Here is a 5,828-nt window from a genome sequence, read left to right on the forward strand (position 1 = left end):
GCCAGGAAGACTCCGGCCAGCCGGACCGGCCGCGTTTTTTGTGCAGTGTGTCGAGGTGGTCGATGATGTCCTTCGCCGACACTCCCCGCTCTCGAAGCACACAGCCCAGCACGGTGCCCGTCCGCCCCCGACCGCCGACGCAGTGAACCACCACGCCCTCTCCGGCGTCGAGCCTTTCCAGGACACACGAGACCGCCTTCTCGATCTTTCTCAGCTCGTCGCCCGGATGCCGCGGGAATCCTCCGTGCGCGAGATCTTCCAGCTTTGAGGCATGTACGATCCGCAGAGGGCGGGGGCAGTAGGATGGAGTCTCGCTCGAAAGGCAGACCACCCCTCTCAATCCAGCGTCGTGCAGCGACTGCCAGTACGTTCGAAGCCACGTTGGATGCGGCTTCCGCATCCCCGCGAGCACCGGCCTCCGCAGCAAGAAGTACAACTGACCGGGTACATCGATTTCCGGCACGGAAGGCATCTGGTCGATGGAAATGAGTTCGGACATGGGCGTTTTCCTGTCTCTCCAGCACTCGGGTCGGTTTCGAATCTCGTGGCGACGCACCCGCCGTCACCGAAGTGGACCGGCCGCGCGGCCGGCTCAACGTTCGAAGCCACGAATGATCGCCGCACGTTGCTCCAGTCGATCGGCTTGACCCTCGCGATGTGTAGATCGATACACGAGCGCAAGACTCTCGAGGCTCGCGGCCACAGCGGGGTGGTTGGGGCCGAGCGACTTCTCCCTCATCGCCAGGGCACGCTCGAAAAGCGACTCGGCCTGGGCGTAGTCACCCCGCATGTAGTAGAGACCGCCCAGGTTGTGGAGACTCATGGCCAGATCGGGGTGGTCGGGGCCCAGGACCTTCTTCCGGATCGCCAGAGCGCGCTTGTAGAGTCGCTCGGCCCGCGAGTAGTCGCCCTGTTTGCCGCAGAGCAGGGCCAGATTGTTGAGACTCGTGGCCAGGTCGGGATGGTCGGGGCCCAGGGCCTTTTCGAAAATCGCCACAGAGCGCTCGTAGAAAGCCCTGGCCCTGTCTTCGTCGCCCTGCTCCTCGTAGAAACTAGCCAGGTTGTTGAGGCTCATGGCCACAAGGGGATGATCGGAACCCAGCACCTTCTCCCGGATCGCCACGGCACGCTCGTAGAGCGGCATGGCCCGCGCGTAGTCACCCTGCTCGAAATAGAGCAGGGCCAGGTTGTCGAGACTCATGGCCACATCGGGATGATCCGGACCGTAGGCCTTCTCGAAGATCGCCAGAGCACGCTGGTAGAGCGGTTCGGCCACGTCATAACCGCCCTGCTGCTCGTAGAGAGTGGCCAGATTGTGAAGGCTCATGGCCAGGTCGGGATGGTCGGGCGCCAGGACCTTCTTCCGGATCGCCAGGGCCCGCTTGTAGAGTGCCATGGCCTGCACGTAGTCGCCCCACTTCTGGTAGAGCAGGGCCAGGTTGTTGAGGCCCCGGGCCAGCTCGGGATCCTCCGGACCGGACATCTTCTCGATGATCGCCAGGGAACGCCTGTAGAGCGGCTCAGCCGCGGCGTATTCACCTTGCGTTTCGTAGAGACCGGCCAAGTTGTTGAGGCCCAACGCCACGGGGGAAGAGTCGGGGCCGAACACCTTTTCGATGATCGCCAGGGAACGCTTGTAGAGTCGCTTGGCCTGATCGTAGTCACCCCGCAGGTGGTAGAGCAGGGCCAGGTTGTTGAGACTCGTGGCCAGATCGGGATGGTCGGGGGCCAGCGCCTTTTCCCGGATCGCCAGGGCGCGTTCGTAGAGGCGCTCGGCCATGGCGTAGTCGCCTTGGACCTGGTAGAGACCGGCCAGGATGTTGAGGGTCGTCGCCACGTCGGGATGGTCCTTCCCGACATTTTCCTCGGCGACTTCAAGCGCCTTTCGAGCCACTACGAAAGCACGGTCATACCGACCGGCGTCATTGAGCGTCATCGCCTCTTCGTTGAGGACCTCCCACTCGATGCCGGCACCCTCCTGAGCGTGCGCAACCAGGAGAAACGCGCAGACGATGAAGAAAAAGAGGGCGAATACCGGCCGGAGTTTCATTCGGGCTCCCTCCTCGCATCGGCCCCGGACGCAGCCGTTGCCCGGAAGCGGGGAAACGGGCGTACTCTGTTTTCCACGAAGTTGTTTTCCACGAAGTCCCCCCGCGAGACATCCTGCCGGCATGATATTCCCAAACCAGCCCCCGGCCTGTCAATACCTTCCCCCGCCCTCGAGGCGCGAGCGACCTTCCCCCGGTGCGGGGCGATCGGCTGATCGAGAAAACAAGGATCGGCGCTAAAAGCGGCTTCCCCGAAGCCTCCGGACGGCTGCCACGATGGCCTCGGCGGCCCGGTCCACCTCGTCTTCCGTGGTCGGGCGCCCCACCGTCAGGCGCAGGGTGCCCCGGGCCCACTCGGCGTCGACCCCCATGGCGTGGAGCACCCAGGAGACACTGACGCCGGCGGCGTGGCAGGCTGCCCCCGCGGAGGCCGCGACGGCGGGGGCGATGGCCTCGAGCAGACGATCGGCCTCGATGCCACGGAAGCCTACGCTGAGAGTGTTGGGCAGGCTCTGCTCCGCCGCGCCGTGGCGGAGAAGGTCGCCTGCGGGCCGCAGACCCTGCCAGAGGCGTTCCCGCAGCGTTTCGAGACGTCGCGCCTCGCCGGCGTCCAGATGCCCGGCGGCCAACCGGCAGGCCTCTCCCAGCCCGACGATCAGCGGCACGCTCTCGGTACCCGCCCGGCGTCCGGCCTCGTGGCCCGCTCCGTGGATCAACCGCGCCAGTTCCACACCCCGGCGGATGTAGAGCGCGCCGATACCCTTGGGCGCGTAGAGCTTGTGCCCGGCGATAGTGAGCAGATCCACCTCCAGCGCTCCCACGTCCACGGGTATCTTGCCCAGGGATTGGGCCGCATCGGTGTGACAAAGAGCACCGCGGGCGTGGGCCAGGCGGGCGATGGCGGCGATCGGCTGAATCGTCCCCACCTCGTTGTTGGCGTGCATCACAGAAACCAGGCGGGTGTCCTCCGTCAGCGCCGCCTCCACCGCCTCCGGAGCCACCCTCCCCCGCCCGTCCACCTTCACCACGCTCAGTCGATGCCCCTCCTCCTCCATGGCCAGGCAGGGCTCGAGCACCGCCGGATGTTCGATCGCCGAGCAGACCAGGTGCACCCGATCGGGACGAGCCCCGCGGGCACACCCCTGAATCACCATGTTGTTCGACTCGCTGCCCGAAGCGGTGAAGACGATCTCGTCGGGCCGGGCGCCGATCAACGCCGCCACCTGCTCCCGGGCACGTTCCACCGCCTCCCGCGCCCGGCGACCGAAGACGTGGCCGCTCGAGGGATTGCCGAAGTGCTCCCGCAGCCAGGGTTCGATGGCCGCCGCCACGCGAGCATCGACGGGAGTGGTCGCGTTGTAGTCGAGGTAGATCGGATCGGGCACTGCGCTCAGCTCGCCTGCTCCACCATCTTCAGCATCGCAGACTCGACCTCGTCGGCCACGGCCTGCATGGCATCGTCGGAACCGAAGACCTCGAGCATCTGGCGGGGCAGCATCATGCCGATCACCGCCTTGCCGTCTCCCTCGTCCCAGACCGAGATGCGGCAGGGCAGAGCCATGCTGACGCGCATGTCGCTGCCAAGCACCTTGGCCGCGTGGTGCGGGTTGCAGACCTCGAGCACCCGGCACTCGCGGGTGAAGTCCACGCCCTTCGACCGCATCTTCTCCTTGAGGTCATAGCTGTGTAAAACTGCGAAACCCTGTGCGGTGACGGAGCGGTCGAGATCGGCCACGACCTGGTCCACGGTCTTGTCGGTCTTGATGACGTGCAGCATGAGAGCCTCCTTTTGGCTTCTTTTCAGGGCACGGCGGAAAGCCGTAGACCGCCGACCCGCCGAGGATCGGAAACCGCCAGCGCACGGCCGCGACGCAAACCCACCGCCTGCACGTCGCCGATTTCCCGAACCTCCTCGATAGCGTAGCCCATGCGCCGCAGCCCGGCGAGGGAGGCCCGCGGCAGGCGGAAGCCCTGCCGGCTTTCACAGCGAATGGGATCCCGATCGGCAGCCGGCGGCGGCCACTGGTGATGGAAACGGGGGGCCGCCACCGCCTCCTCGAGACTCATTCCGTAGTCCACCACGTTCACAATCACCTGAAACACCGTGGTGAAGATCGTCGGGCCACCGGGGCTGCCGAGGACCAGCTCGAGTCGCCCCTGCCGATCGAAGACGAACGTGGGCGTCATCGACGAGAGCATCCTCTTGCCCGCCTCAATCTTGTTTGCCTCGCCACCCACCACACCGAAGAGGTTGGGGACGCCGGGCTTGGCGGAAAAGTCATCCATCTCGTTGTTGAGCAGGAAACCCGCACCCCGCACCACGATGCCACTGCCGTAGGAAGCGTTGAGGGTGGTGGTGTTGCTGACCGCCATCAAGTTCCGGTCAACCACCGAGAAATGGGTGGTTTCGGTGCTTTCCAGCCGGGGCCGGCCCGCCCCGATGCTCTGCGGGTCGCTCTTGCGAGCCAATTCGATCTCTGCTGCGCGCGCGGCGGCGTAGTCCTCGTCGAGCAGCCCCGCCACGGGGACGGGGTAGAAGTCGGTATCCCCCATCAGTGCCGCCCGGTCGGCAAAGACCCGCTTCTCGATCTCCGCCACCAGGTGCACCTGCTCGGCGGAGTGCCAGCGCTGAACAGGAAAATGCTCGAGCATGTTGAGCATCTCGACCAGGGCGATACCTCCCGATGAGGGGGGCGGCATGGAAACGACGCGCCGATCGCGAAAGCGACCTTCCACCGGCCGGCGCCAGCGAGCTTCGTAGGCCGCCAGGTCCTCGAGGGTGATCAGGCCGCCGCCGCGGCGCATTTCCTCGACGATCAGGCGGGCTGTCTGCCCCTCGTAAAAGTCTGCGGCCCCCTCGTCGGCGATGCGCCGCAAGGTGGCCGCCAGTTCGGGTTGCCGCAGCACCTGTCCACGGGTCACTCCGAAATAGTCCACGAAGTTGTTCAGCCGGCGGTAGACGGCCGGCAACCTCTTGAAGGCGGCTCGGGCGCGCTCGAGGGAAGCGGCGGACCATGCGTCGATCTCGAATCCCCTCTCTGCGATGTCGATCGCCGGCTCGAGCAACTCCGCCCAGGGCCGCGAGCCGTAGCGCCGATGGGCCGCCCACATGCCGCGCACCGACCCCGGAACGCCTGCCGCCAGGTGCGAGTGAAGGCTGAGCCCCGCCACCACGTTTCCTGCGCTGTCCTGGAAAAGGGCCTCCTCGGCGCCGGCGGGGGCGGTTTCGCGGTAGTCAAGAGCCTCGACGCCGCCGCCGGGCAAGTGGATCAGCATGAAACCACCGCCGCCGATGTTGCCCGCGTTGGGAAAGCAAACGGCCAGAGCGAAATGCACCGCCACCGCAGCGTCGACGGCGTTGCCCCCCCGCTCGAGCACCTGCCGGCCGATCTCCGCCGCCAACGGGTAGGAACTCGCCACGGCCCCCCGCTCCAGGGTCACCGGCGCAGTCGGTGCCCCTGCGTCGCCGCATCCCGGCACCAGCAGGAGCGCCGCCAGCGCCCAAAGTGCCATTCCCCTCGCTCTTCCTTGATGGCCCATCGCAGAAACCTCGTCTCCGAAAGCCGCCCGCCCCGCGCCCACGTGTTCGATGCCGGGCAACCGCACCGACACTCGAAGGGGAGTTTACCCTCCGGTAGCCAGAATACCGCCCCCGGGTCGCCATGATCGATCCTACGCGGGCGGGATCCGGCGAATGCCGGCAAGCCACCGATCGGCTCCAGAGGTCACAGGTGGTGAATTCTAGCAACCGCGCCAAACCAGCAGAACGAAGTGATTGGC

General features: G+C 66.3%; 5 protein-coding genes. All 5 read right to left on the reverse strand.

Going from position 1 to position 5,828, the window contains the following annotated elements; all coding sequences use genetic code 11:
• A partial coding sequence (locus tag Q9Q40_09370; protein MDQ7007430.1) for a tyrosine-protein phosphatase occupies window positions 1-499 on the reverse strand: 499 nt, incomplete at its 3' end.
• A 93-nt stretch (window positions 500-592) separates the two neighbouring features.
• On the reverse strand, window positions 593-2,050 hold the full coding sequence (locus Q9Q40_09375; GenBank protein ID MDQ7007431.1) for a DUF2225 domain-containing protein: 1,458 nt from the start codon (window positions 2,048-2,050) through the stop codon (window positions 593-595).
• Between the two features lie 234 nt (window positions 2,051-2,284).
• Entirely contained in the window at window positions 2,285-3,433 is a 1,149-nt protein-coding gene (locus tag Q9Q40_09380; GenBank protein MDQ7007432.1) for a cysteine desulfurase family protein, read from the reverse strand.
• 5 nt (window positions 3,434-3,438) lie between these two features.
• Complete coding sequence (locus Q9Q40_09385) at window positions 3,439-3,825, reverse strand: DUF302 domain-containing protein (protein ID MDQ7007433.1); 387 nt, start codon at window positions 3,823-3,825, stop codon at window positions 3,439-3,441.
• A 23-nt stretch (window positions 3,826-3,848) separates the two neighbouring features.
• Window positions 3,849-5,561, reverse strand: a complete 1,713-nt coding sequence (gene ggt, locus Q9Q40_09390) for a gamma-glutamyltransferase (GenBank protein MDQ7007434.1) — start codon at window positions 5,559-5,561, stop codon at window positions 3,849-3,851.
• Between the last annotated feature and the right edge of the window lie 267 nt (window positions 5,562-5,828).

Source organism: Acidobacteriota bacterium, assembly GCA_030949985.1.
Taxonomy (GTDB): domain Bacteria; phylum Acidobacteriota; class Polarisedimenticolia; order J045; family J045; genus JALTMS01.

Bases quoted from the DNA above. Each gene is read 5' to 3' on its own strand.
- Q9Q40_09375 (MDQ7007431.1), bottom strand. From the start codon at position 2,050: ATGAAACTCCGGCCGGTATTCGCCCTCTTTTTCTTCATCGTCTGCGCG.
- Q9Q40_09385 (MDQ7007433.1), bottom strand. From the start codon at position 3,825: ATGCTGCACGTCATCAAGACCGACAAGACCGTGGACCAGGTCGTGGCC.
- ggt (MDQ7007434.1), bottom strand. From the start codon at position 5,561: ATGGCACTTTGGGCGCTGGCGGCGCTCCTGCTGGTGCCGGGATGCGGC.